Origin of the sequence: Reyranella sp. (assembly GCF_017305915.1) — a bacterium.
Taxonomy (GTDB): domain Bacteria; phylum Pseudomonadota; class Alphaproteobacteria; order Reyranellales; family Reyranellaceae; genus Reyranella.
The window spans coordinates 243216-266201 of sequence record NZ_JAFKJN010000009.1 but is presented as its reverse complement, the minus strand read 5'-3'; the positions used below and the strand labels follow the sequence as shown (position 1 = coordinate 266201).

Sequence of the window (22986 nt, the reverse complement as noted above, 5' to 3'; positions counted from 1 at the left end):
AGACAACGGCCGGGGCCCAAGCTCCCCAACGACGTGCAGTCTTGGTGCCAGACGGGCTCTCCTGCCGCGCCAGAGGATCGGGTGCGAGCCGATCCTCTGGCGACCGCAGTCTGCACCCATTCCAAGACACAAGGTGCGCGCGTAATCGCCGACGGAGGGGTCATAGGCCCCACCAAGACTGCTGCTTCTGACCCCTCCGTCAGCGTAAGACGCTGACACCTCCCCATATGAATGGGGAGGAAGGTTTGCTTCTACTTGAAGCCGGCCTTGCGCAGGGTCGCGTCGAGCCGCCGCTTCAGGGCCGGATCCTTGAAGCGCGTGCCGAAGCCTGCGAGATCGAGGTAAGGGTCCTTCCTCTTGCCCTGGTCGAGCGCCTCCGCCGCCTCGGCGTCACGGCCGAGCTCGGCATAGGCGCCGGCGAGCGGGAAATCGAGGATCGGATAGGCGGGATAGCGGACGCGCGCCGCCTCCAGGAGCTTCACCGCATCGGCGAAGCGCTTGTCGAGCAGATAGGCGATGCCGAGATTGAGCGCGGGCTCGGGCCCGACATTGCCGTTCAACCGCATCGCCAGCTCGCCGGCCGCGATCGAGCCGTCGATGTCGCCGGTCCACAGCAGCACCGCGGCGCGCGCCGTCAGCGCCTCGGTGTCGCTGGGATTGAGCTGCAGCGCCCGCTCCGATTCGGCGAGCGCCAGGTCGTAGCGCTGCTGCACCGTGTAGGCGCGCGCCAGCACGCTGTGCGCCAGCACGTTCTCCTCGTCGAGCTCGATCGCCTTCTGCGCCAGGCGGACCGCGCTGTCGACGTCCTGGTCGGCGAACTCCGACCAGCCATAGACAGCACGCTGGAAGGTGGCCTCGGCCAGCTCGGCCTGGGCGTCGGCGTAGTTGGGCGACATGCGCGTCACCTTCTCCAGCGCCTCGCGCGCCATGCGATTGCCGGCGCGGGTCGCTTCGTTGGACAGGGCGCGGGCGCGCAGCAGCAGGTCGTAGGCATCGAGGTTGCCGGTCGGCTTGCGCAAGCTCTGCTGCAGCGCGATCTGCTGGAGATTGCTGGCGAGGGAGCCCGCGACCCGTCGGGCGACGCGGTCCTGCACCTCGAAGATGTCGGTCAGGCGTTCGTCGTATTGCTCGGCCCACAACTGGGTGCCGTTGTTGGCATCGGCAAGCTGCACCGTCACCCTCACCCGGTCGTCGATGCGCCGCACGCTGCCGCTGACCAGGAAGCGCGCGCCGAGAGCGCGGCCCATCTCCATTGGCGGCAACTCCTTGCCGCGCCACGGCAGCACGGCGCGGTAGGCCACCACCGTGAGCTGGCGGAAGCGGCCGAGCGCGCGGGTGATGTCCTCGGTGAGGCCGTCGGCGAAATAGTCCTGGCTGACGTCGCCGCTCTGGTTGGTGAACAGCAGGACGGCGACCGAGGAGGCCGACATCGGAGCGGTGCTGGCCGCCGTCTTGCTGCCGACCGCGTCGCCGCGATGGAGGTAGAAGAAGAGACCGCCGGCTGCGACCAGGGCGAATACCGCACCGGCGAGGGCTGCCATGACCCAGCGCCGCCGACCTGCCCCGACCGACGCGCTCCCGGCCAGGGCATAGGCGCGCATTGGCCGGTCGATGTTCTTGAGCGTGCGGGCACCGAGATCCCGGAACGTGAGCGTGAGTTTGTCGCGCACCTGCTCGTGCACGCTGGCCGACAGCACGATCGCGCCCGGCGCGGCCAGCGTCTGCAGGCGCGAGGCGACGTTCACCGTGTCGCCGAACACGTCGTAGTCGTTGGTGATGACGTCGCCGAGATGCAGGCCGATGCGGAAGCTCTGCCGTCGGTCGGCGGGCAGGCCGGCGTTGCGCTCGGCCATGCCGCTTTGCAGCTCGACGGCGCAGCGCACCGCCTCGACGGCGCTGCCGAACTCGGCCAGCACGCCGTCACCCAGGCTCTTGACGATGCGGCCGTGGAAGCGCTCGACCGCCGGCGCCACCAGCTCGGCGAGATGGGCGCGCAGATCCGTCAGCGTGCGCTCTTCGTCGGCACGCATCAGGCGGCTGTAGCCCGCCACGTCGGCGAACAGGATGGTGGCGAGGCGGCGGTTGCCGCCGGAGCCGATGCCAGTCACCTAAACGTAATCACCCTAGAGATAGACCCCCTTCATCCCGCCATCCGGATAGCGCCCGCCGGCCGCCGCGCCGGGCGGGAGGGCCGCGGACAGGCGCGCGACGTCGTCGGCCGACAGCGCCACGTCGAGCGCGCCGACATTCTCGTCGACCCGCGTGGAACGCTTGGTACCGGGGATCGGCACGATGTCGGTACCCTGCGCCAGCAGCCAGGCGAGCGCCACCTGGCCCGGCGTGCAGCCCTTGGCCTTGGCCATCGCCTCGATCGCCGCGACGAGCTGGAGATTGCGCGCCAGGTTGTCGCCGGCGAAGCGCGGATGGCGGCCACGGCCGTCGCCCTCGGGAATGTCGGCCGCCGACTTCACCGCGCCGGTCAGCATGCTGCGGCCGAGCGGCGAGTAGGCGACGTAGGAGATGCCGAGCGGCCGCGTGGTCGCCAGCGTCTCCTCGGCATGCTGGCGGTAGAGCAGAGAATATTCGCTCTGCACGGCGGCGAGCGGATGGGTCTTGTGGGCGCGGCGGATGGTGTCCGGCTTGGCCTCGCTCAGCCCGATCGCCTTGACCTTGCCGGCCTTCACCAGCTCGCCCATCGCGCCGACCGTCTCCTCGATCGGCACCGAGGGATCGACCCGGTGCTGGTAATAGAGGTCGATCTCGTCGACGCCCAGCCGTTTGAGGCTCGCGTCGCAGGCCTGCTTCACGTACTCGGGCCGGCCGTCGACGCCGTTGGCGCCGCCCGGCTGCTGGGTCTGGCCGAACTTGGTCGCGAGCACGACCTTGTCGCGCCAGCCGCCGGTGAGCGCCTTGCCGAGCAGGGTCTCGTTGTGACCCCAGCCATACATGTCGGAGCTGTCCAGGAAGTTCACGCCACGGTCGATGGCGTGGTGCACGACCTTGACGCTCTCGGCGTCGTCGCCCTTGCCGTAGGCGCCGCTGAGCGACATGCAGCCGAGGCCGACGGGAGACACGCGGAGGGAGCTGCCGCCCAGCTTGCGCGGCGCCTTGGTGACGGTGACGGTCATGGGTTCCTCGTGTTGCCCGCCGAGGCTAACACCGATCAGGCCACAGCCGCCATGCGCGTCGGGGAGCCGAGGAAGGCGCGCAGCGAGTGCTCGATCGCGGCCGGCTCGAGGCCGTCGACGATGAACACCAGGCGCGACCGGCGGTCCTCGTCCGGCCACGCGGCCATGTGCACCGGCGGATGCACCAGATGTTGCACCCCGTGCACGGCGACCGGCGCTTCGGTGCCCGCAACGTTCAGGATGCCCTTCACGCGCAGCACCTTTTCGCCGTGACGGTTCAGCAACATGGTCAGCCACACGCCGAACATGGTCCAGTCGAGGGCGCCGTCGAACGCCAGGGCGAACGCGCACACCGTGCCGTGCGGATTGTCGGGTGTCGCAGGCAGCGCGCGCAATGGCGAGCGCGCGGCGGCGTCGAACAGGGCCGCTGCGTCGATGGCCTGCTCGGCCGCGCGCAGGAGGGGCGCGTCGGGATTGATCCGGCGCAGCGCCGTCTCCAGCACGTCGCAGTCCGGTGCGAGGTCGGTCTTGGTCAGCACCAGCCGGTCGGCGACGGCCACCTGCTTGACGCTCTCGGGCCGGCCGATGCCGTTCACCGCATCGACGGTGGTGACGACCGTGCCGAGCCTGAAATGGTGCCGCAGCACCGGGTCGGCCTGCACCGTCGACAGGATGGGGAACGGATCGGCCAGCCCGCTGCTCTCGACCACCAGGCGGCGAAAGGCCGGCACAAGCCCACGCTCGCGCTTCGAATGCAGGTCCTTGATCGCGGCCGCGAGCTCGCCGCGGATGGTGCAGCACAGGCAGCCCGACGGCAGCAGCACCATGGTGTCGTCGATGCGGCCCAGCAGATGATGGTCGAGCCCGACCTCGCCGAGCTCGTTGATCAGCACCGCGGTGTCGTGGAGCGCCGGATCGGCCAGCAGGCGCTGCAGCAGGGTCGTCTTGCCCGAGCCGAGGAAGCCGGTGATCAGATGGACCGGCGTGAATTCAACCACCGCCGGCCTCCAGCCGCCCCTCCAGCCAATCGATCAGGCTCGGATCGAATGGATCGCAAGGACGGCCGGTGAGCTTCTCCGCCGCCGCCCAGAGGTGTGTCAGATTGTCGACGATTTCGCTCTTGCCGGTCAGCGTCGACAGCACGAACGAGCTCGCCTGCCAGTCCGACAGCGTCAGCCCATAGAAGCCCAGCACGCGCTGGGCGCAGGCGACGCGGTTGATGCGCTCGCGCCGGCGCTGCAGCGAATCGGCGTTGCGGGTGAAGACGCCCGGCCGCGCGGCGGCGTCGGTCCAGTCCCCGCCGCCGCCCAGCACGCCGCACAGCGCGCACATCACCCGTCGTCCCGAGCCGAGCGAAGCGTAGTCGAGGGACCTCTTCCGAATCCGAAAAGGTCCCTCGGCTTCGCTCGGGACGACAGAAGAGAAATCACTTCTTCCTCGGACAGCGGCGCGCGAAGTCGTCGGCCATCTCGTTCATGGTGACGAACTTCACGCCGGGATGGCCGATCATGTGGTGGTACAGCCGCTCCAGCATCGCCAGCACATGCGGCCGGCCCGAGACGTCGGGATGGATGGTCATCGGGAACACCGCGTAGTCGTACTCGCGATACACCCAGTCGAACTGGTCGCGCCACATCTGCTCGATGTCGCGCGGGTTCACGAAGCCGTGGCTGTTGGGCGACTTCTTGATGAACATCATCGGCGGCAGGTCGTCGAGATACCAGCTCGCCGGGATCTCGATCAGGTCGGTCTCCTGGCCGCGCTTCAGCGGCACCATCCATTCGCGCGGGCGCTTGGCGTAGTCGATCTTGGTCCAGCCGTCGCCGACCCGCACGTAATACGGCGTGTGGTCGTTGTGCATCAGCGAATGGTCGTACTTGATGCCGCGCTCGAGCAGCAGCTCGTTGGTGACCGGCGAGAACTCCCACCACGGCGCGACGTAGCCGGTCGGCCGCTGGCCCGAGAGCCTGGTGACCAGATCGATGCACTTGTCGAGGATCTCGGTCTCCTGCTCGCGGGTCATGGCGATCGGATTCTCGTGGCTGTAGCCGTGGATGCCGATCTCGTGGCCGGCCTCGGCCACCGCCTTCATCTCTTTTGGAAATGTTTCAATCGAATGACCGGGGATGAACCAGGTGGTCTTGATCCCCAGCCGCTCGAACATCTTCAGCAGGCGCGGGCTGCCGACCTCGCCCGCGAACAGGCCGCGCGAAATATCGTCGGGCGAGTCCTCGCCTCCGTAGCTGCCCAGCCAGCCGGCGACCGCATCGACGTCGACGCCGAATCCACAGAGAATTTCCTTGGCCATGTCCGAGCCTCCTCCGATTTCCCGGACCCGGACAGCAAAAAGCGTTCCGGACTCTCGCCCGGAACGCTCTTGTTCAGCCTTTGGATGTCGCTTCGGCGGGCCCCAATACCCGCCGAGGCGGCTTACAGGCCGACGTGCGCCGCTGTCTGGACGCTGCGCTCGCGATACTGCGAGGTCAGACGCTCCTTGGTCCCAAGCGCCTTCATCGGAGCAGGCTTGGCCGCCTCGACGACGACATACGGCTCGTTGTTCGTCCGACCACTGGCCACGGCGACGCCCTGAAGCACGCTGGCGGCCGCGAAAGTCACCACCAAGGCAACCACCAGCATGGTCGTCGCGACAATGATATGACGCATTGCACACCTTCCCCAGAGATCGGCGATTTGGCTCGCGCCGTCTCGCCCCTGCCCGCTCGCAGCACAGTCACGAACCCACATGTGTCTGCACTTCGGGTTCAGTAATATGAGCAATTGTTTCGAAACGCCAGCGGATTCTTTCCTCAGGCGCGACTCCGGCGACCCTTGGGTCAGGTCTTCCGGGGGCTTTGGTTTAGTCGCCTAAGTCTTTGGAATTATGACTGAAAAATTCCTAACCGCTTGACTCGACTGAGGAATTTCCCGTCGATTTGACACAATTGTCACACCACTGGTGCGATTAGTATGTCTGGCCAAATTGTATCGTCTATATATCGCGGCACCACTGAAGTATTTCGAATTTTCACGTTTGCGTGAGGCGATCAGGGAGTCTGGATGTCGGCCGACTGGATCCGCTTCACCCCGGCATCGGCCATCTGCTTCCAGGCGGCGGCCAGCGAGCCGTTGAGATCGATGGCGCGGGTCGCGTCCTCGACCACGTAAGCGGTGAAACCGAGCTTGCGGGCGTCCAGGGCGCTCCAGGCGACGCAGAAATCGGTCGCCAGCCCGACCACGAACACCGTGTCGATGCCGCGCCCCTTCAGGTAATGGGCCAGGCCGGTCGAGGTCTTGCGGTCGGCCTCCTCGAAAGTCGAGTAGCTGTCGACGTCCTTGTGGAAGCCCTTGCGGATGATGAGCTGCGCCGTCGGCAGCTTGAGGTCCTTGAGGAGGGCGGCGTCCTCGGTGCCCTGGATGCAGTGGTCCGGCCACAGAACCTGCGTGCCGTAGGCGAGTTGCGTGGTCTCGAACGGCTTCTTGCCGCCATGGGCCGACGCGAAGGAGGCGTGGCCCGGCGTGTGCCAGTCCTGGGTGATGACGATGTTCTCGAACGCCGGCGCAAGCTTGTTGATCACCGGCACGACCTCGGCCCCGCCCTTGACCGGCAGGGTGCCGCCGTCGACGAAGCAATTCTGCACGTCGGTCACGATCAGTACGCTTTTGGCGTCGGGCTTGATCTTGTCGGCGGCACGGGCGGGAGCGGCGAGGATCGCGGCGCTCGAGGTCAGGAAGAATCGGCGGGACAGGCTCAAGGTCATGGCGCGCTCCCCGGTGAGACACCGAAGTCTAGCGCTGCGACCTCGACGCTCCAATCCCCGGCTGCGGCAGCCGCCGAATCACGCTACCTGTCGCAGGCAATGGATCGTGGCCAGGATTGCAGCACGACAGAAGAATGGGCGGCCTACCGCCGGTCGATCCTCGCCGGCCGCTATTGGATCAGTCCCGACGGTCCGCGGCCGCGCTGGAAGCACGACGTCTTCTCGCGGCTGCTCCGCGTCTTCGGCGGCGTGCTGCGGCTGACGCCCCTGCTGGCTCGAGGCGTCCGCAATTCGCTCGATCTCCGGCTGACCGAGCTCGAGCTCGCGCCGAAGGGATGGCCGGCCGCGTTCGACGGCTATCGCATCCTGCACGTCACGGACACCCATCTCGACATCCTGCCGGCGATCGCCGAGGCCGCGGCGGCAATGCTCGACGGAATCGAGGTCGACCTGCTGGCGCTGACCGGCGACGTCCACGGCTGGGCGCGCAACCCGATCCACCAGTCGGTCGAGCCGCTGGCGCGAGCGTTGGGCGGCGTGCGCGTGCGCGAGCGGCGGCTGGCGATCCTGGGCAACCACGATCCGGTCGAGATGATCGCGGCGCTGGAACCGCTAGGCTTCGAGACGCTGGTCAACCGCACGACGGCGCTGGTCCGCGACGGCGTCACCGTGCACGTCACCGGCCTCGACGACGTCCACGATTTCTACTCGCTGGCGGCGCGTCGGGCGCTCGACGCGCGGCAGGACGGCTTCCGGGTCGCGCTGGTCCATTCGCCGGAGATGGCCGACCACGCGGCCGCCGCCGGCTGCGGGCTCTATCTCAGCGGCCACACCCATGGCGGCCAGATCTGCCGGCCCAACGGCCGGCCGATCTTCACCCAGCTGGTGCGCTGCCGGCACGCTGCTTCGGGCGTTTGGCGGCAGGGCGACATGGTGGGCTACACCTCGCCGGGCCTCGGCGTATCGCCGCCGATGGTGCGGTTCAATTGCCGTGGCGGTGCCGCGCTGATCACTTTGCGATGCGGGGAGAACGACCGATGAGCGACCAGGGTTGGCGGCAGCGCGCCGGCACGAGCTTCAACTGCGAGAAGCAGCCGGCGCACGGCCGCAACGGCATGGTGGCGACCAACCATCCACTCGCCTCCGCCGCCGGCATGGAGATGCTGGCGGCCGGCGGCAACGCGATCGATGCCGCGGTCGCGGCGCAATTCTGCCTGACCGTGGTCGAGCCGATGATGGTCGGCCTGATCGGCGGCACGACCAGCCACATCCGGCTCGCCGACGGCAGCCATCGCATCGTCGACGGCATGAGCGCCGTGCCGCTCGCCGGCCATCCGACGATGTTCAAGCCGATCGCCGGCACGCCGCCGAACGTCTACGACGTCGAGCGCCGCGAGAACCAGCTCGGGCCCAAGGCGGTGGCGACACCGGGCTCGCTGCTCGCCTGGACGCATGCGCTCAGGACCTACGGCACGATGCCGCTCGCCGACGTGATGCAGCCGGCGATCCGCCACGCCACGCACGGCTTCACGGTGACGCCCTATCTCTCCGACTGCATCAAGGATTGCGCGCCCGATCTGGTGCAGGATCCCTTTGCCGCCGACCGGCTGGTACCCGACGGCACACCACTGAAGGCCGGCGAGAGACTGGTGCAAGCCGACTACGGCGAGGCACTGACCCTGATCGCCAAGGATGGCGAAGGCGCGCTGCATGGCGGGCCGCTGGGCGACCTGGTGGTCGAGTGCATGCAGCGCAGCGGCGCGTTCATCGGCAAGAAGGACCTCACCGACTATCGGGTGGTCGAACGCCAGCCGATCCGTGGCCAGTATCGCGGCTGGGAGATCGTCGGCCCGCCACCGCCTGCGGCCTCGGGTGTGCACATCACCCAGATGCTGAACATCCTCGAAGGCTACGACATTGGAAAGCTGGGCTTCGGCACGGTCGATACCGTGCATCTACTGGCCGAGGCACTGAAGATCGCCTTCGCCGACCGTAGCGAAGCGAGCGGCGATCCCGCCTTCGTCAAGGTGCCGGTCGAGCGCATCGTGTCGAAGGCCTATGCCGACGAGCGGCGCGCCGGCATCGATCTCGCCAAGGCCAAGAAGTGGAGCGGCGGCCTGCTCGCCAAGGAAGGCGCCGACACCACGCATCTCACGGTGGCCGACGGCAAGGGCAATGTCGTCACCACAACCCAGACCATCAACAGCCTGTTCGGCGCGCGCTTCATCGTCCCGGGCACCGGCATGGTGCCCAACGACTACATGTCGAACTTCGATCCGCGGCCGGGCAACGCTTTGTCGATCGCGCCGGGCAAGCGGGTCACCACCTCGATGTCGCCGATGATGGCGCTGCGCGACGGCAAGGTCGTCTATGCGCTGGGCCTGCCGGGCGGACGCAAGATATTCCCGGCGGCGATGCAGGCGCTGATCAACCTGATCGACCACGGCATGAGCCTGCAGGAAGCGGTCGAGGCGCCGCGCGTCTGGACCGAGGGCCCTTTCCTCGAGGTCGAGCACGGCATTCCGGAGACCGTGCGCCAGGGACTCGAGGCGCGCGGCCACATGCTGCAGCGCATGCCGACGGTGTCGGGCGGCATGAACGGCATCCAGTTCCATGCCGACGGCAGCATGACCGGTGCCGCCTGCTGGCGCGCCGACGGCGCGGCGGTCGGGCTGGGCGGCGGGCTGGCGCGCGCCGGCGTGCGCTTCGTGCTGCCCGCCTGATCAGGCGAACAAGGCCGCCAGCTCCTCGCGGGATGGCAGAGCGTCGAACGCGCCGGCCCGGATGGCGGTAAGCGCCGCGGCCTTCTGCGCCACGCCGATCGCCGGCTCGATCGCAAGGCCACGGGCGAGTGCCGCGGCCATCGTGCCGCAGAAGACATCGCCGCAGCCCGTGGTGTCGACCGCCGCCACACGCTCGGCCGGGAAGACTCGGCCGGCGAAGCGGCAGCCGTAGGCGCCCAGCGTGACGATCGCCACAGCAGCATCGGCGATCGATGGCCCGAGCGCCTGCGCCTCGACGCGGTTGGCGATGACCAGGCTACACTGCACCGGCAGCCGCTCGGCGCCCGGCCAGAATGGCGCCGGATTGAAGATCGTTGTGGCGCCGCGCCGCCGGGCGGCGGCGAGGATGGCCGCCGTCACGTCGAGCGACAGATTGCCTTGCAGCAGCACGACGTCTCCCGCGCCGACATCGCCGAGCGCCGGTTCGGCCGCGGCGAAGCCCAGCGCCAGCGAGCAGGCGCTGGTGCTGACGATGCTGTTCTCGCCATCCGGCAGCACCATCAGCAGGGAGAAATCCGTCGAATGCGGCAGGCGTGGCAGGACGAGCCCGTCGAACGGCTCGCGTGACAGCCATCCTTCGACTTCGTTCGCCTGAGCGGTGTCGCTGCCGAGCGGCGCGCAGAACCGCACCCTGGAGCCGCAGCGTGCTGCGACCACAGCCTGGTTCAGCCCTTTGCCGCCCGGCGCGCGAGCACCCTCGGTGCCGATCAGCGTCTCCCCTGGAAGCGGCAGGCGCGGAACGCCAAGCCGCAGGTCGAGGCCTGCATTGCCAATGACGACAACGCGGCTCACGGCGTCTCCCCCGGTAGCCGCGCGTAGATGTCGCCCGAGTTGGCAGCCTGCGGCAAGCGGTCCAGCCAGTCGGTGATGGCCTCGGCGCTGCGCCACTCTCCGAGGCTCTGCGATTCGCCGAGGGCTGCGTTGAACTCGGTGTAGCCGAGCGCCCCGCAGCGCTTGAGGCAGGCCAGGGCGACGGCGCGCTGGATCGTCGTGAACTCGAAGGACAGCGCCGCCACAGCCTGCGACAGGCCGCCGAGCGCCTCGGCCTCGAAGCCTTCGATGTCGAGCTTGGCGAAGGCCGGCTGGCCGTACGTCGCGATCAGGGCGTCGAGGGTCGTGACCGGAACCTCCAGCGCGCGCGGCCAGGACTCGCCCTGCCAGCCGGTAGCGCTGCGGCTCGCCGCGATGAAATCCTCGGACAGGGTCGAGATCGTCGGATTGGCTGTGTTGATCCGCATCCGCGCCGCGCCCGGCGCGCGGCCGACCGCCGAGCGGACGATCGTCACCCGCTCGTCGCGGCCGAACAGCAGGCGCAGCGTGCGATGCAGGGCGGGCTGCGGCTCGACAGCGATGACCCGCGCGCCCAGACGCCGGAACGAAGCGACCCGGTCGCCGACATGCGCGCCGATATCGAACACCAGGTCGCCCGGCGCGATGAGCTGCGCATAGAGCCGGTCCATGGCGCGCGCCCGCGCCGGATGGCCGTAGTAGATGCGCAGGGACCGGACGACCCCGAGCGCCGTGCGCAGCATGGCTCAGTCGGCGGCGGCGAAGGCCGCGCGCCGGCTGAGCGCGGCCGGCGGGTCGGTCTCCTCGGGCAGGCGGCCGATGCCGATGCGCTGCAGCGCCAGGCCGACGCCCGGCCACGAGGTGACGACGCCCAGCGGCACCGCGAGCAGCAGCCCGCCCGCGATCAGGACGAACACCCAGGGCAGCGCCATCGGATGCGACAGGGCAACCGCCAGCAGGCCGCCGGCGCCCAGCAGGGTCTGCGGCCACAGCTTGGCGAACGCCGTCGACCAGGAGATGGCGTGATCGTCGCGCAACTGTGCGCCCCAGCCGATCACCTTGCCGAACGGCAATCCGACGAAGCACAGCGTGTGGCAAGCCCACATGATGGGCGACAGCATCAGCCAGAATGCGGTCTCGGCGACGACGCTGGCGGCGAACCGCAGCGGCCCGCCGAAGCTGCGGCGCAACGCCGGCCGGCACAGCACGTCGATGACCGTCGCGACCTTCGGCGCGAACCACATGACGAGGATCAGGGTCAGCAGCGGCACGCCGTAGCGCGCGTCGAGGAACGCGCTCGTCTGCGGTGCAGCGGCCAGCATCGCGGTGCCGAGCAGCCACAGGCCGATCCAGGCCGGCGAGCCGGTGAACATCAGCATCGCGAACAGGAGCTGGATGCGGCTGACCGCGCGTAGGCCGGGCAGTCCGATGAAGAAGACGTATTGCAAGGTGCCCTGCAGCCAGCGCTGGTCGCGGCGCAGGAACTCGATCAGGGTCGGCGGGTTCTCTTCCCAGCCGAGATCCTCCTCGGGCAGCACGCGGACCTCGTAGCCGGCGCGCCGCATCAGCGCGGCCTCGATCTGGTCGTGGCTGAGGATGTGACCGCTCAGGATGCCTTTGCCGGCCAGCGGTGCTATCGCGCAATGTTGCTTGAAGGGTGCGATGCGGAGGATGGCGTTGTGGCCCCAGTAAGGCCCGCAATCGCCCTGCCACCAGGCGCTGCCGATCGTCCATGACCGCAGGCCCAAGCGCATGCCGAACTGGAACAGCCGCGCGAAGGCGCTGGTGGTCGGCATGCCGATCACCAGGCTCTGCAGGATGCCGAGCCTGGGCGCGCGCTGCATGATCGAGACCAGCCGCAGGATGCCGGCCGCGGTCATGAAGCTGTCAGCGTCGAGCGTGACCATCAGCTCATGGTCGCCGCCCCAGCGTTCGAGGAAGTCGCGGATGTTGCCTGCCTTGAAGCCGGTATTCGTCTCGCGCCGGCGGTAGGCGACGGCGAGGCGGCCGGCCCATTTGCGCTGCAGCGCCTCGAACGCCGCCTGCTCGGTTGCGGCAAGGTCACGGCCGCTGGTGTCGCTCAGGATGTAGACGTGGAAGCGGTCGGCGCAGCCAACGGCTGCGAGGTCGGCGATCATGGTGTCGAGGTTGCGTACGACGCGATCGGGGGCCTCGTTGCGCACGCACATCAGGATCGCAGTCGAGGCGGTGATCGACGTTGGCCCGGGCTGACGCGCCGCTTCAGGAATCAGGAAGGCGCTGACGTCGCGCGCGCCGAGCATGAGGGCGAGGCCGATGGCGGAATTCCAGAATCCCACCGCGAGCCACGGCGTCGTCAGGCTGAACAGGCCGAGCAGCACGATGTCGCCGGCACCGAGGCCGCCCACCGAGAGGGTGAGCGCCGCCAGGACCAGCAGCGTGGCGATCGAGACCGACACCAGCGCCAGGAACACGAGGCGGCGCACTTGCATGAACCCATGATAGCGTAGAGACGGACGTGCAGGATCACATCGACTTGAGGCGAACCAAGAGGACCGAGACGGCCCGTGCGCTGTGGTACGTGGGGCCGGGCCTGATGCAAATCCAGGAGGAAGCGCTGGGATCGCCACGCGCCGGCACCGTCCGCATTCGCGCCACCCATGGGGCGATCAGCCGCGGTACCGAATCGCTGGTCGCCGCAGGCCGCGTGCCATCGTCGGAATTCCAGCGCATGCGTGCGCCGTTCATGGCGGGTGAATTCCCGTTCCCCGTGAAGTACGGCTACGCCACGGTCGGCACCGTCGACAGCGGTGCCTCGGTGTTCGCGCTCCATCCGCACCAGACGGTGTTCGATGTGCCGGCCGAATCAGCCATTCCCATCCCATCGGCCGTGCCGGCCTCGCGCGCCGTGCTCGCCGCCAACATGGAAACGGCGCTGAACGCGGTGTGGGACGCCGACGGCCGGTTCGAGAAGGTCGCGGTGGTCGGTGCGGGCGTCGTCGGCGCTCTCACCGGCTTCGTCTGCCGCAAGCTCGCTGCCGACGACATCACGCTGGTCGACATCAATCCGGCGCGCGCCGTCGTCGCGGCGGCGCTCGGCCTGCACTTCGCGACGCCCGACAAGGCGCCGGCCGAGTGCGACCTGGTCTTCCATGCGAGCGCCAGCGCCGCGGGGCTCGCGACCGCGCTCGGGTTGGCACGCGACGAAGCCACGATCATCGAGCTGAGCTGGTACGGCGACGCTGCTGTGCCAGTGCCGCTGGGCGGCGCCTTCCACAGCCGCCGGCTCAAGCTAATCGCCAGCCAGGTCGGCAAGGTCGCGCCGTCGCATCGGCGGGACTGGAGCCATCGCCGGAGGCTCGAGCACGCGATCAACCTGCTCGCCGACGACCGCCTGGATGTGCTGCTCGAACCCTCGATCGCCTTCGAGGACCTGCCCCGCCGCCTGCCATTCGTGCTGGCGGCGGGCACCCTTTGCCAGCTCATCGACTACAAGGAGCGTGCCGGTGTTCACCGTTGAAGTCCGCGATCACATCATGATCGCCCATTCCTTCCGGGGTGCCGTGTTCGGCCCCGCCCAGGAGCTGCACGGCGCGACCTTCATCGTCGACGCTGCCTTCATCGCCGACGAGATCGACGAGAACGGCATCGTGATCGACATCGGCCGCGCGCACGAGGCGCTGAAGGCCGCGCTCGGCCCGCTGAACTACAAGAACCTCGACACCCTGCCCGCCTTCGCCGGCCGCAACACGACGACCGAGTTCCTGGCGCACCACATCCACGACCGCCTCGCCGAGACGGCCCGCGCGGATGGCCTCGGCCGCGACGGCAAGGCCTTGAAAGCGATCCGCGTGACACTGTCGGAATCGCATGTCGCCCGGGCGTCGTACGAGGCTCCGCTGTGGCCAAACCCATAACCTGGGCGATCCCGGGCGACCTCGACACGGCGACCGGAGGCTACGCCTACGACCGCCGCGTCATCGCCGAGCTCCAGCGCCTCGGCTGGACCGTAGAGGTCCTGAGCCTCGGCGGCGGTTTCCCTTGGCCGAACGAGGTGCAGAAAGCCGACGCCGAAGCCCGCTTGCGCGCAGCGGCTTCCGATATGCCGATCGTCGTCGACGGGCTGGCGTTCGGCGCCTTGCCGGAAGTCGCGGCGGAGCTGCGGCGCACGCGACCGCTGGTGGCGCTGGTGCATCACCCGCTGGCCCTCGAGACCGGCCTGACCGAGGTCCAGTCGCAGGCGCTCCTCGCCAGCGAGCGCTCCGCCCTCGCCGCAGCACGCAGCGTCGTGACGACCAGCCCCTGGACGGCCGATCTTCTGGTCGAGCGCTTCGGCGTGACCGGCGACCAACTGACCGTGATCCTGCCCGGCACCGATCGCCGGCCGCCCGCGCGCGGCAGCGGCGGCCCCGTGCATCTTCTCTCCGTCGGCGCCATGGTCCCGCGCAAAGGCTTCGACCTGCTGGTCGAAGCGCTGTCGCGACTCGCCGACCTGCCGTGGCGGCTCACGATCGTCGGCGACCGCGGGCGCGATCCGGACGCCGCGGCACGCGTCGACAGCCTGATCGCGCACCACCGTCTCGACGGGCGAATCGATGTCCTCGGCAAGGTTTCACCGGGGCGGCTCACCGCGCTCTACGATTCGGCGGACGCCTTCGTTCTGGCTTCGGAGTTCGAGGGTTACGGCATGGCCTTCGCCGAAGCGCTGGCGCACGGCCTGCCGGTGATCGGCACGACGGGCGGCGCGATCCACCAGACCGTGCCCGCAGCCGCGGGCCGGCTGGTCGCGCCCGGCGACGTCGCGGCGCTGGCGGCAGTGCTGCGCAGGCTCGTCGACGATCACGACCATCGCCGCGCACTCGCCGCCGGTGCCCGCGCAGCGGCCGCGTCGCTGCCGTCTTGGGCGCAGGCGGGCGAGAAATTCAACGACCTGTTGGTCCTCCTGATCTGAGATCGCAGTCGAACAGGACGTCGCTGCCCAGCGCATGAGCGCGCATCGGTATGCGCAGCGCGCCGGTCATGTCGGCGATCGGCGGCAGGTCGAGGCCGGCGATTCCCGAACCCAGGATCATCGGCGCCACCACGACATGCAGCCGGTCGAGGCAGCTGGCCGACAGGAATGACGAGACCGTCTGCGCCCCGCCCTCGATCAGGATCCGGCGCAGGCCGCGCTCGACCAGGGCGTCGAGGATCGCGCGCGGCTCGATGCGGCCGTCGCTGTCGGGCAGCGCGATCGTCTCGACGTCCTCCGCCACGTCGACGCGCGTCTCCTGCCGCGTGATCACGATACGATGCACGCCGTCGTTGGCGAACGCGCGCGACTCGGCCGGCAGCGTGCCGCGCGGATCGATCACCACACGCACCGGGCTCGGCCCGCTGACGCAACGCACGGTGAGCTGCGGGTCGTCGGCACGCACCGTGCCGGCGCCGACCACCACGGCGTCGACCAGCGCGCGCAAGCGATGCAGATGGGCGATGCCTTGCGGGCCGTTGATGTCGCTCGAATGGCCCGACACCGTGGCGATGCGCCCGTCGAGCGACTGGCCGATCTGGCCGACCACGGTCGAGGCCGGCCGCAGGCCGACGAACAGGCTTTCCCACGGCTCACCCAGCGCCTGGCCGCAGCGCAGGCGATGCGGGACCTCCTGCCATCCTGGGCTGGAGTCGACGTCACGTGTCATGTGCACTGGATGCCCCGGTCGGCCTGGACACGCCAAATCAACTTCTAGAGCACACCGCTGGCGGGTGGCGGAGCAAAATCCGCCGCGGTCGCATCCAGCCGGCCCAATGCCTCGTCGAGCGTGTGGACAATCACCGGCGCGCGCCAGCCCCGCGAAGCCTGGTAGGCGGCGTAGAGCCTGACCAGCAGCTTCAGGTCCGCCTGCTGCACGACATAGATGCGCTCGCGGTCGGTGAAGGCCTGGGGCAACGCACCGCGCTTGGACACGAAGTCGGTCGCGACGTCGATCTTCTCCACGGCGGTCATGTCGAACACGACATCGTAGGGCGGGCCGCCCTGCTTCTCGCGGCCGAGCGCGTCGAGTGCCGTGAAGTCCGCCTCGGCCAACTCGCCGCGGAAGCGGATCAGCACGATCCGCCTGGGCTCGCAGATCTCAACGTCGAACATCGCGGTCGCGGAACTCCTCGTTCAGGCGGTCGGTGACCAGCATGTGGCCGGCCTTGTGGGTGATGCAGAACGGCGGCCGCGCCGCTTCGATCACCGTCTGCGGCGTGACCCCGCAGGCCCAGAACAACGGCACCTCGCCTGGCCGGATGTCGGGCTCGCCGCCGAACTCGGGCTTGTCGATGTCGGCGATGCCGATCGCGGCGGGATCGCCGAAATGGATCGGCGCGCCATGCACCCGCGGGAAGCGCGAGGTGATCTCGATGGCGCGGATCGCATTGGGCACGGTGAAGTTGCGCATCGACACCACCAGAGGACCATGCAGGCGGCCGGTCGGTACGGTATCGAGCCCGGTGCGATAGGTGCAGACCTTCTTGCCCTGCTCGATATGGCGGATCGGCACGCCCCCCTCAAGCAGCGCCGCCTCGAACGAATAGGAGCAGCCGAGCGCGAAGGCCACGAGGTCGTCGCACCACAGCGCACCGATATCGGCCTCCTCCGAGACCGCGACACCGTCGCGGAACACCCGATAGCGCGGCAGGTCGCGGCGCACGTCGATATCGTCGCCCAGGCCCGGCAAGGTCGGATCGCCCGGCTCGCTGCGCGCGATCAAGGGGCACGGCTTGGGATTGGCGGCGCAGAACGCCGTGAACTCCTCGGCCCAGTCGGCCGGCAGGATCACGAGGTTGGCCTGCAGATGGCCCGGCGCCAGCCCCGTGGTCACGGTGCCGTGGCGACCGGCTCGAATTTCAGCACGCAGGCTTTTGGCGTCCATCCTGGTCCTCCGGGCCTTCCCCTCCGTGGAACGAGACTATAGCGTCTCGACCATGCGCGCGGGCGAGATCGTCTTCACCGGAATGGAACGCGTGGTGTTCGGCCGACCGGCCGCCGAGGCGGTGGTCGAGGCCGCCGACCGGCTCGGCGCCAAGCACGTGTTCATCCTCGCCGGCAAGACGCTCAACCGCGAGACTGACGCCGTCGCCAAGATCGCTGCGGCGCTCGGCCCGCGCTTCGCCGGCGTGCATGACGACATGCCCGCCCACAGCCCGCGCGATGCGGTGGTCGCCTGCGCCAACAAGGCGCGCGAGGCCGGCTGCGACCTGCTGCTGAGCGTCGGCGGCGGCTCGACGACCGACGGCGGCAAGGCGGTCACCATCTGCCTCGAGCACGACATCCGCGAACCCGACGGGCTCGAGCCCTTCCGCACCGTCGTCGACGAGATCACCGGCAAGCGCAGCTTCCCGCAATACCGTGCGCCGCGGGTCCGCCAGATTTGCGTGCCGACCACCTTGAGCGGCGGCGAGTTCAACGCCCGCGCCGGCGTCACCGAGCCGCGGCTGCGCCTGAAGCAGGCCTATATCCATCCTGGCATCATCCCGCTGCAGGTGATCTTCGATCCCGCCGTCACCGTGCACACGCCGGAATGGCTGTGGCTGTCGACCGGCATCCGCGCCGTCGATCACAGCGTCGAGACCTTCTGCTCGATCGACGGCAACGCCTATACCGACAGCACGTCGCTGCAGGCGCTGCGCCTGCTCGGCCGCGGGCTGCCGGCCGTGAAGCGCGATCCGTCGGACCTCGCGGCACGGCTCGACTGCCAGATCGGTGCCTGGATCTCGATGACCGGCATCGTCAGCGGCACGCGCATGGGTGCGAGCCACGCCATCGGCCACGTGCTGGGCGGCAGCGCCGGGGTGCCGCACGGCTACACCTCGTGCGTGATGCTGCCGGCCGTGCTGGCGTTCAACGCGACGATCAACGGCGAGCGTCAGGCCGAAATAGCCGCTGCGCTCGGCAAGCCCGGCCAGCCGGCATCCGAAGTGCTCGACGCCTTCATCGGCGGGCTCGGCCTGCCGCGGCGGCTGCGCGACGTCGGCGTGCAGCGCGACGACCTGCAGCGCATCGCCACCAACTGCATGCTCGACGACTGGACCTTCTCCAATCCACGGCGGATCAACGGCGCGCAGGAAATCGTGCCGATCCTGAAGTCCGTCTACTGAGGCATAACATGCGTGCACTGACAGCCCTCCTCGTCGTCATGCTTCCCTGCGCGGCGATGGCACAGGAGCAGCCAGCCGCACAACGTCCGATCCTGCGGATCACCGGCGACTATGCCGGGCTGACCAAAGAGGACCGTGACAGCTACTGTCTCTGGGCGGGCCAGCTCTATTCGATCGGCGCCGCGTTCTGCTCGCGGCAGCCGACTCTGACCACCTGCACCGAGGTAGCCGGCCGGCGCCCGGCCTGGATCGCCAAGGAAAACGACAAGTTCTGCGACCGCAACCCGTCGCTGACGCCGCAATAGATGCGGCGGCGATCGCTGGTCCGCGCCCTCGCCGCCGCCGGCCTGCTGCCCGCCGCGGCGGCGCAGTCGTTTCCGTCGAAGCCGTTGCGCATCGTGGTCGGCACGCCGCCCGGCGGCGGCCTCGACACCGTGGCGCGCATCCTGGCGCAGGAGCTGAGCCGCAGCAGCGGCCTCACCGTCATGGTCGACAACAAGCCCGGCGGCGCCGGCACCATCTCGGTGCGCGAGGCGCTGCGCGCGCCGCCCGACGGCCACACCGTGCTGCTGGCCAGTGTCGGCATGCTCACGGTCAATCCCTATGCGATGAAGGACGCGGGCTACCATCCGCCGACCGACATCGCGCCGGTGTGCCTGGCGGTCGATTTCTCCAACGTGCTGGTGGTGCATCCCAAGGTGCCGGCGCACACGCTCGCCGACTATCTCGAATTGGGACGGCGGCCCGACGGCATCGACTACGGCACCTCGGGCGTCGGCAGCGCCGGCCATCTCGCCGGCGAGCTGCTGCGGGTGCGCAGTGGCGCGAAGCTGAACCACGTGCCGTTTCGCGGCGGGGGACCCGCGATGAACGACCTCGTGGCGGGCCATCTCGCCTCGGTGATGGCCAGCGGCCCGACCGCGAGCAGCCTGGTGCGCGAGGGCCGCATCCGTGCGCTCGCCCTCACCGGTCCGCATCGCACGCCGCTCGATCCCGATGTCCCGACCATCGCCCAGTCCGGCTTCCCCGGCTATGCCGCGACCAACTGGTATGCGCTGGTCGTGTCGTCGAAGGTTCCCGAGCCGATCGTCTCCAGCCTGCACGCGCTGCTGACCAAGGCCCTGACCGCCGACGAGGTGCGCGCGGCCTACGCCCAGCAGGGCATGGTGACGCTCGCCAGCTCGCGCGAAGAGGCCGCCAATCACATCGCCCGCGAGACCGAGGTCTGGAAGAAGCTGATCGTCGACTCCGGCATCCGGATGGAATGAAGGACAGCTCGAATGAAGCGCATCGCCTGTCTTCTCAGTGCGATGATCGCCGCGATCGTCGCGATCGCGCTTCGCGTCCTCGGCGCCGAACCGGTCGCGGCCGACCGCGTGCCACCCGACCGCCTGCCCGGCTTCATCGCCGGCGAGATCGCCAAGTGGCGCACGATCATCAAGCAGGCGGGCATCCGCCTGGAGTAAGCCCGTCAGTAGCTGGGCTTGGTCGGGAACGGCGTCAGCTGCAGCTCGTGCGTCCAGCACGAGCGGTCTTGCGTGTGCAGATAGTAGAACGCCTCGGCGATCTTCACCGGGTTTATGACCAAGTCCGGATTCTCGCGCGCTCTCGCCAGGGCGTGAGTGCCGGGCGAATCGATCAGCCCATCGATCACGATGTTGGCGACATGCACACCGTGCTCGGAATATTCCTCGGTGAGGACCTGCGCCAGAGTGCGCATCATCACCCTTGGATAGTAGAGAGACTGCCCGGTCATGCGCTTGCGCCCGCGCAGCGAGCTCGCATTGTTGGAGAAGAAGAACGAGCCCTCGCCGCGCTTGCGCATGGCCGGCAGGACTTCCTTGGCGACCAGGAAGGGACCGCGGCAGGCGATGTGCTGCGTGGTGTCGAACAGCTCGACCGGGATGTGCTCGAGCAGCTCCTTCTCCGGCGGCAGGTCGCGGCCTTCGAGATAGCCCGCATTGTAGACCAGGACATGCGGATCGCCGGCATCGGCCCGGATCGTGGCGAAGGCGCCCGCGATCGACTCCTGTTTGGAGAGATCGAGCTCGACGATCATGCAGTCCCCGCCCTGCTCGCCGATCGCCGCGGCGAGGCCCGAGGCGTTGGCCTGGCTGCGGGTCGTCAGGGCGACAAAGAAGCCTTCCTTCGCGAATTTCTGGGCGATCGCGCCGCCGACGCCCCAGCGGATGCCGACCGGCAGGGTGCTGTCGTCCACCGGCTTGCCGTGGGCCAGCTTGGTGTTGCGGCCGTCCGCCTGCCATTTCGAGGTGGCGCCGATCACCACGGCCACCGGCTTGCCCTTGCCGTTTCGCTTCCCGGCCATCCTGAATTCCTCCCCTATTTTGGCGCGCGACCTTGGTTAGGATAGCGCTCAACGAGGGAAACGTCCGATGGCTGATGGAATATTCGCCGGTCTGCGCGTCATTGATTGTGCGAGCTGGATCGCGGGCCCCGCCGCGGCAACGATCCTCTCGGACTTCGGCGCCGAGGTGATCAAGATCGAGCCGCCGGGCGCCGGAGATCCGTGGCGGGCCTCGCCGCCGGTGCCGGGCAAGACGACCGACTACTGGTGGCAGCTGACGTCGCGCAACAAACGCAGCCTCGCGATCGATCTCAAGCATTCCGAAGGTCTCGCCGTGTTGCAGCGGCTGATCGCCTCGACCGACGTCTTCATCACCAACTTCCCATTGCCGGTGCGCGAGCGCCTGAAGATCGCCGCCGCCGACTTGCTCACGATCAACCCGCGCCTCGTCTACGGCTCGATCTCGGCCTATGGCGAGGCCGGCGCCGAGGCGGCCCGCACGGGCTTCGACGCAACCGCCTACTGGGCGCGCACCGGCCTGATGGACATGGTGCGAGACGGCGAGGAGACCGAGCCGGTCCGCTCGATGCCCGGCATGGGCGATCATCCGACGGCCACCGGGCTCTATGCCGCCATCGTGACGGCGCTCTATCGCCGCGAGCGCACGGGCAAGGGCGGCGTCGCGCAGACCTCGCTGCTGCAGAACGGCCTGTGGGCCAACGGCTGCTACGTGCAGAACCGGCTGTTCGGCGAGCACGTCGCGCACCGGCCGCCCCGGGTCGACACGCCGAGGGCACTCGCCAATCACTATCGCTGTCGCGACGGCCGCTGGTTCCTGATGGCGCTGCACAACGAGGCGCGGCAGCTCGCGGGTTTCCTCGAGGCGGTCGACATGGAGTACCTCGTGCAGGATCCGCGCTTCGCCACGCAACCGGCGCGACTCGCGAACCACAAGGCCCTGACCGAAATCCTCGACGAGGTCTTCGCCAAGCGCGATCTCAGCGAGTGGCGGCCGATCCTCGAGAAGGCGGGCGTGACGTTCGGCCCGGTCTGCACGGTCGATGAAGCGGGCGACGACCCCCAGGCGCGCAAGATTGGCGCCCTGGTGCCGTTCGCCGACGGTGCGAATCTGACCGTGTCGAGCCCCTTCCATATCGACGGCGAGACCAAAGTCGCGCCGGTGCGCGCGCCTGCCGTGGGCCAGCATTCGGAGGCGGTGCTGCGCGACGCCGGCTACGCCGCCGACGAGATCGCGAAGCTCAAGGCGCTCGGCGTCCTCCCGAAGTAAGGCTGCCGGTTTCGGCGGTTTTGGCCGTTTTTCGCCACTCCCACCATTTCCAGGAGCGGCGTCCCAATCGTGCTTGCTCATCATGTGCACGACTCTGCCTGGGATCGGCACAGACTCCTATTTTGGGCATTGGACGGGATTTTTCGGCAAGGGAATCAAGAGGCGATTCGCATTCCATTGCCCATAATGAGTATCCCGCACGAGGGCTTATCCACAGGCCAAACCTCCGCTACACTGTCGGTTGAATGGCTGATGGAAGGGAGCACCTTCATGACTGCGCAGACCAAAGGCCGCATCCGTCACATCGCGCTCAGCGTCGAAGATCCGTGGGAGACCGCGGAGTTCTACAAGCAGGCCATGGGCCTGGACGAGGTCGTCGAGCTCGACGGCCCGTTGGCCGAGGGCGTGTTCCTGACCGACGGCGTGGTCAACCTCGCCATCCTGAAGTTCAAGAGCGACGAGGCCTCGCAGGGCACCGGCAAGGACTATGTCGGTATCCACCACCTCGGCTTCTGGTGCGATGACGTGGTCGAGCAGGGCAAGATCGTGCGCGACAATGGTGCCACCTGGATCATGGGCGACCCCGACAACCCGCACGGCTACGAGATCAAGCACACCGACCTCAACGGCATCATCTTCGACATCGCCGCGCATGGCTGGGCCGGCTCGCAGAAGAACCCCGGCGAGGCCGACAACGTCGTGCACCGCCATCCGCCGCGCCGGCTCGCCAAGTTCGACGAGCGCCGCGCGCGGGCCCAGGCGAAGTTCGCGGCAATGCGGGCAAAGGAGCCGGTCGCCGCCGAGTGACGCGGTCCTCCTGCCGCGCGGCGCG

General features: G+C 68.7%; 25 protein-coding genes. 11 read left to right on the top strand and 14 right to left on the bottom strand.

Annotated features, from left to right (window positions below):
• Positions 1–251: 251 nt before the first annotated feature.
• From J0J01_RS07730 to J0J01_RS07700, 7 genes are all read right to left on the bottom strand, one after another.
• On the bottom strand, positions 252–2108 hold the full coding sequence (locus tag J0J01_RS07730) for an adenylate/guanylate cyclase domain-containing protein (RefSeq protein WP_296379683.1): 1857 nt from the start codon (positions 2106–2108) through the stop codon (positions 252–254).
• 15 nt (positions 2109–2123) lie between these two features.
• Complete coding sequence (locus J0J01_RS07725) at positions 2124–3128, bottom strand: aldo/keto reductase (protein WP_296379682.1); 1005 nt, start codon at positions 3126–3128, stop codon at positions 2124–2126.
• Positions 3129–3163: 35 nt separating this feature from the next.
• Positions 3164–4126, bottom strand: a complete 963-nt coding sequence (locus J0J01_RS07720; RefSeq protein WP_296379681.1) for a GTP-binding protein — start codon at positions 4124–4126, stop codon at positions 3164–3166.
• Positions 4119–4460: a hypothetical protein gene (locus tag J0J01_RS07715; protein ID WP_296379680.1), complete on the bottom strand. Its 342-nt coding sequence runs from the start codon at positions 4458–4460 to the stop codon at positions 4119–4121. Before J0J01_RS07715 ends, J0J01_RS07720 begins: the two co-directional genes overlap by 8 nt.
• Positions 4461–4554: 94 nt before the next feature.
• Positions 4555–5436 carry a polysaccharide deacetylase gene (locus J0J01_RS07710; protein WP_296379679.1) on the bottom strand — a complete coding sequence of 294 codons (882 nt, stop codon included), beginning with the start codon at positions 5434–5436 and terminating at the stop codon, positions 4555–4557.
• Between the two features lie 122 nt (positions 5437–5558).
• Positions 5559–5765 (bottom strand): hypothetical protein, encoded by a 207-nt coding sequence (locus J0J01_RS07705; protein WP_296379678.1) that lies wholly within the window; start codon positions 5763–5765, stop codon positions 5559–5561.
• A gap of 407 nt (positions 5766–6172) precedes the next feature.
• Entirely contained in the window at positions 6173–6886 is a 714-nt protein-coding gene (locus J0J01_RS07700; protein ID WP_296379677.1) for a nicotinamidase, read from the bottom strand.
• A gap of 99 nt (positions 6887–6985) precedes the next feature.
• On the opposite strand from J0J01_RS07700, the gene J0J01_RS07695 reads away from it, so the two are divergent.
• The gene (locus J0J01_RS07695) at positions 6986–7927 is read left to right on the top strand and encodes a metallophosphoesterase (protein WP_296379676.1); all 942 of its coding nucleotides are present in this window, start codon (positions 6986–6988) and stop codon (positions 7925–7927) included.
• Positions 7924–9609, top strand: a complete 1686-nt coding sequence (gene ggt, locus J0J01_RS07690) for a gamma-glutamyltransferase (RefSeq protein WP_296379675.1) — start codon at positions 7924–7926, stop codon at positions 9607–9609. Before J0J01_RS07695 ends, ggt begins: the two co-directional genes overlap by 4 nt.
• On the opposite strand, the gene J0J01_RS07685 is transcribed toward ggt, so the two are convergent.
• From J0J01_RS07685 to mdoH, 3 genes are read right to left on the bottom strand one after another with little or no spacing between them, the layout of a single operon-like run.
• The gene (locus tag J0J01_RS07685; protein WP_296379674.1) at positions 9610–10461 is read right to left on the bottom strand and encodes a PfkB family carbohydrate kinase; all 852 of its coding nucleotides are present in this window, start codon (positions 10459–10461) and stop codon (positions 9610–9612) included.
• The gene (locus tag J0J01_RS07680; protein ID WP_296379673.1) at positions 10458–11201 is read right to left on the bottom strand and encodes an FkbM family methyltransferase; all 744 of its coding nucleotides are present in this window, start codon (positions 11199–11201) and stop codon (positions 10458–10460) included. Before J0J01_RS07680 ends, J0J01_RS07685 begins: the two co-directional genes overlap by 4 nt.
• 3 nt (positions 11202–11204) lie before the next feature.
• Complete coding sequence (mdoH, locus tag J0J01_RS07675) at positions 11205–12929, bottom strand: glucans biosynthesis glucosyltransferase MdoH (RefSeq protein WP_296379672.1); 1725 nt, start codon at positions 12927–12929, stop codon at positions 11205–11207.
• Positions 12930–12973: 44 nt separating this feature from the next.
• On the opposite strand from mdoH, the gene J0J01_RS07670 reads away from it, so the two are divergent.
• From J0J01_RS07670 to J0J01_RS07660, 3 genes are read left to right on the top strand one after another with little or no spacing between them, the layout of a single operon-like run.
• Positions 12974–13957, top strand: a complete 984-nt coding sequence (locus J0J01_RS07670; RefSeq protein WP_296379671.1) for a zinc-binding alcohol dehydrogenase — start codon at positions 12974–12976, stop codon at positions 13955–13957.
• Positions 13944–14354 carry a 6-carboxytetrahydropterin synthase gene (locus tag J0J01_RS07665; protein WP_296379670.1) on the top strand — a complete coding sequence of 137 codons (411 nt, stop codon included), beginning with the start codon at positions 13944–13946 and terminating at the stop codon, positions 14352–14354. Before J0J01_RS07670 ends, J0J01_RS07665 begins: the two co-directional genes overlap by 14 nt.
• On the top strand, positions 14339–15388 hold the full coding sequence (locus J0J01_RS07660) for a glycosyltransferase family 4 protein (protein WP_296379669.1): 1050 nt from the start codon (positions 14339–14341) through the stop codon (positions 15386–15388). Before J0J01_RS07665 ends, J0J01_RS07660 begins: the two co-directional genes overlap by 16 nt.
• Here the strand turns inward: J0J01_RS07660 and J0J01_RS07655 are convergent.
• The 3 genes from J0J01_RS07655 to J0J01_RS07645 are packed head-to-tail and all read right to left on the bottom strand — an operon-like array spanning position 15360 to position 17336.
• Complete coding sequence (locus J0J01_RS07655; protein ID WP_296379668.1) at positions 15360–16118, bottom strand: RibD family protein; 759 nt, start codon at positions 16116–16118, stop codon at positions 15360–15362. The genes J0J01_RS07660 and J0J01_RS07655 overlap by 29 nt on opposite strands.
• 44 nt (positions 16119–16162) lie before the next feature.
• Positions 16163–16564 carry a hypothetical protein gene (locus tag J0J01_RS07650; RefSeq protein ID WP_296379667.1) on the bottom strand — a complete coding sequence of 134 codons (402 nt, stop codon included), beginning with the start codon at positions 16562–16564 and terminating at the stop codon, positions 16163–16165.
• Positions 16551–17336 (bottom strand): putative hydro-lyase, encoded by a 786-nt coding sequence (locus J0J01_RS07645; RefSeq protein WP_296379666.1) that lies wholly within the window; start codon positions 17334–17336, stop codon positions 16551–16553. Before J0J01_RS07645 ends, J0J01_RS07650 begins: the two co-directional genes overlap by 14 nt.
• Positions 17337–17388: 52 nt before the next feature.
• Between J0J01_RS07645 and J0J01_RS07640 the strand changes: the two genes are divergently transcribed.
• From J0J01_RS07640 to J0J01_RS07625, 4 genes are read left to right on the top strand one after another with little or no spacing between them, the layout of a single operon-like run.
• Positions 17389–18561 carry an iron-containing alcohol dehydrogenase gene (locus J0J01_RS07640; protein ID WP_296379665.1) on the top strand — a complete coding sequence of 391 codons (1173 nt, stop codon included), beginning with the start codon at positions 17389–17391 and terminating at the stop codon, positions 18559–18561.
• A gap of 8 nt (positions 18562–18569) precedes the next feature.
• Entirely contained in the window at positions 18570–18866 is a 297-nt protein-coding gene (locus tag J0J01_RS07635; protein WP_296379664.1) for a hypothetical protein, read from the top strand.
• Positions 18867–19829, top strand: coding sequence for a tripartite tricarboxylate transporter substrate-binding protein (locus J0J01_RS07630; protein WP_296379663.1), 963 nt, complete (start codon positions 18867–18869; stop codon positions 19827–19829).
• A gap of 12 nt (positions 19830–19841) precedes the next feature.
• Positions 19842–20027 carry a hypothetical protein gene (locus J0J01_RS07625; RefSeq protein ID WP_296379662.1) on the top strand — a complete coding sequence of 62 codons (186 nt, stop codon included), beginning with the start codon at positions 19842–19844 and terminating at the stop codon, positions 20025–20027.
• 5 nt (positions 20028–20032) lie between these two features.
• Here J0J01_RS07625 and J0J01_RS07620 read toward each other — a convergent pair whose 3' ends face one another.
• Positions 20033–20887, bottom strand: coding sequence for an SDR family NAD(P)-dependent oxidoreductase (locus J0J01_RS07620; RefSeq protein WP_296379661.1), 855 nt, complete (start codon positions 20885–20887; stop codon positions 20033–20035).
• 67 nt (positions 20888–20954) lie between these two features.
• Between J0J01_RS07620 and J0J01_RS07615 the strand changes: the two genes are divergently transcribed.
• Both J0J01_RS07615 and J0J01_RS07610 read left to right on the top strand, forming a co-directional pair.
• The gene (locus J0J01_RS07615; RefSeq protein WP_296379660.1) at positions 20955–22154 is read left to right on the top strand and encodes a CoA transferase; all 1200 of its coding nucleotides are present in this window, start codon (positions 20955–20957) and stop codon (positions 22152–22154) included.
• 270 nt (positions 22155–22424) lie between these two features.
• On the top strand, positions 22425–22961 hold the full coding sequence (locus J0J01_RS07610) for a VOC family protein (protein ID WP_296379659.1): 537 nt from the start codon (positions 22425–22427) through the stop codon (positions 22959–22961).
• Positions 22962–22986 lie beyond the last annotated feature (25 nt).